At 66.3% G+C, this 2,835-nt stretch carries 1 protein-coding gene; it reads right to left on the minus strand.

The window, feature by feature from the left end; translation table 11 throughout:
- A partial coding sequence (metH, locus tag PYR91_RS36195) for a methionine synthase (RefSeq protein WP_279787512.1) occupies positions 1-2,835 on the minus strand: 2,835 nt, incomplete at both ends.

The following is a 2,835-nucleotide window of genomic DNA, read 5'->3' on the forward strand; positions in this document are numbered from 1 at the left end:
CCGCTCCAGCCACATCCGCAGCCGCGGCCGGCCTTGGGTCTCCACCAGTTCCTCGTAGGAGGGCCCGGATCCGCCGCGGGAGGCCTTCAGGCCCCACTGGCCCATGAACGTGGCCCGCTCGTCCAGGAACGCCGCATACTCGGCCAGCGACACCCCCTTGACCACCCGCGACCCATAAAACGGCGCAGAAGGCACCGGGTTGTCCACCACGACATCCGACCGCGCCGGGATCTCCGCCTCCGGCGTGCGAACCAGCTTCGCGCCGGTGGTCACCCGGCGTTGCCGCAGCGGCGGCAACGCCGCCCCCGCCACCCCCCGTTTGACCGCCATGAACGCGTCCATCAACCGCAACCCCTCGAACGCGTCCCGGGCGTACCGCACCTCGCCCTCGTAGACGTCGGCGAGGTCTTGCTCGACGTAGGCCCGGGTCAACGCCGCGCCGCCGAGCAGGACGGGGAACCGGCCGGCCATGTGGCGGGCGTTGAGCTCCTGCAGGTTCTCCTTCATCACCACGGTCGACTTCACCAGCAGCCCGGACATGCCGATCACATCGGCCTGCTTGGCCTCAGCCGCCTCCAAGATCGCCGACACCGGCTGCTTGATCCCCAGATTCACCACCTCATACCCGTTGTTGGACAAGATGATGTCGACCAGGTTCTTACCGATGTCATGCACATCGCCCTTGACCGTGGCCAACACGATCCGACCCTTGGTCTCACCCTCCACCCGGTCCAGGTGCGGCTCCAAGAACGCCACCGCGGCCTTCATCACCTCGGCCGACTGCAACACGAACGGCAGCTGCATCTCCCCCGAACCGAACAGCTCCCCCACCGTCTTCATGCCATCCAGCAGCACCTCATTGATGATCTCCAACGCCGGACGCCGCCCCAACGCCTCTTCCAGATCCGCTTCCAGACCCTTACGCTCACCGTCGATGATCCGGCGCTTGAGCCGCTCCCACAACGGCAACCCCGCCAACTCCGCCGCCCGCGACTGCCGCACCCCGGCCGCGTCCACCCCCTCGAACAACTCCATGAACCGCGCCAGCGGGTCATAACCCTCACGGCGCCGGTCATACACCAGATCCAACGCGACCTGCCGCTGCTCATCAGCGATCCGCGCCATCGGCACGATCTTGGAGGCGTGCACGATCGCCGAGTCCAACCCCGCCTTCACACACTCATGAAGGAAGACGGAATTCAGTACTTGCCGGGCGGCGGGGTTGAGTCCGAACGACACGTTCGACAATCCCAGGGTGGTCTGCACCTGTGGGTAGCGGCGTTTGAGTTCGGAGATGGCCTCGATGGTCTCGATGCCGTCGCGGCGGGTCTCCTCCTGCCCGGTCGCGATCGGGAACGTCAGACAGTCGATCAAGATGTCCTCGACCCGCATCCCCCACGACCCGGTCAGCTCCTCGATCAACCGGGACGCGACCTGCACCTTCCAGTCGGCGGTGCGCGCCTGCCCCTGCTCGTCGATGGTCAGCGCGACCACGGCCGCGCCGTGCTCGACGACGAGTTTCATGATCTGCTGGAACCGGGAATCGGGGCCGTCGCCGTCTTCGTAGTTGACCGAGTTGACCACCGCCCGGCCCCCGAGCATCTCCAGCCCGGCTTGCAGGACCGCGGGTTCGGTGGAGTCCAAAACGATCGGCAGCGTGGAGGCGGTGGCGAACCGGAACGCCAACTCCCGCATGTCCGCCGCCCCGTCCCGGCCGACGTAGTCCACGCACAAGTCCAGCAGATGCGCCCCGTCCCGGACCTGACCCCGGGCGATGTCCACACACTCCTCGAAGTCCCCGGCCAGCATCGCCTCCCGAAACGCCTTGGACCCGTTGGCGTTGGTCCGCTCCCCGATCGCCAGATACGAGGTGTCCTGCCGAAACGGCACATGCTGATACAACGACGCCGCCCCCGCCTCCGGATGCGGCCGCCGGGAAGTCGGCACCAGCCCGTCGACCGCCTCCACCACCAGGCGCAGGTGCTCCGGAGTGGTACCACAACAGCCGCCGACCAGCGACAACCCGTACTCGGCCACGAACTGCGCATGCGCCGCCGCCAACTCCACCGGCGACAACGGGTAATACGCCCCATCAGAGGTCAACTCCGGCAACCCCGCATTCGGCATGCACGACAACGCGACCCGGGCATGCTTGGCCAGATACCGCAGATGCTCCGACATCTCCGCCGGACCGGTCGCGCAGTTCAACCCGACCACATCCACACCCAACGGCTCGATCGCCGTCAACGCCGCACCGATCTCCGACCCCAGCAACATCGCACCATTGGTCTCGATCGTCACCTGCGCGATCACCACCACATCACGCCCCGACGCCGCCACCGCCCGACGCGCCCCATTGATCGCGGCCTTCACCTGCAACAAGTCCTGACACGTCTCCACGATCAACGCATCAGCACCCCCCGCCACCAACCCCGCCGCGTTCACCTCATACGCATCCCGCAACCGCCCATACGGCACATGCCCCAACGTCGGCAGCTTCGTCCCCGGCCCCATCGACCCCAACACGAACCGCGGACGCTCCACCGTGGAGAACCGATCCGCACACTCCCGAGCGATCCGCGCCCCCGCCAGCGAATACTCATAAATCTTGTCCGCTATCTCATACTCCGCCAACGCCGCCAGATTCGCCCCGAACGTATTGGTCTCCACACAATCAACACCCACCCCCAGATACGCCTCATGCACCCCCGCCACAATGTCCGGACGCGACACATTCAGCACCTCGTTACAGCCCTCATGACCCTCAAAGTCATCCAACGACGGGTCATACGCCTGCAACATCGTGCCCATGGCCCCATCCGCGACCAGGACACG

Origin of the sequence: Sphaerisporangium sp. TRM90804, assembly GCF_029846175.1 — a bacterium.
GTDB lineage: Bacteria > Actinomycetota > Actinomycetes > Streptosporangiales > Streptosporangiaceae > Sphaerisporangium.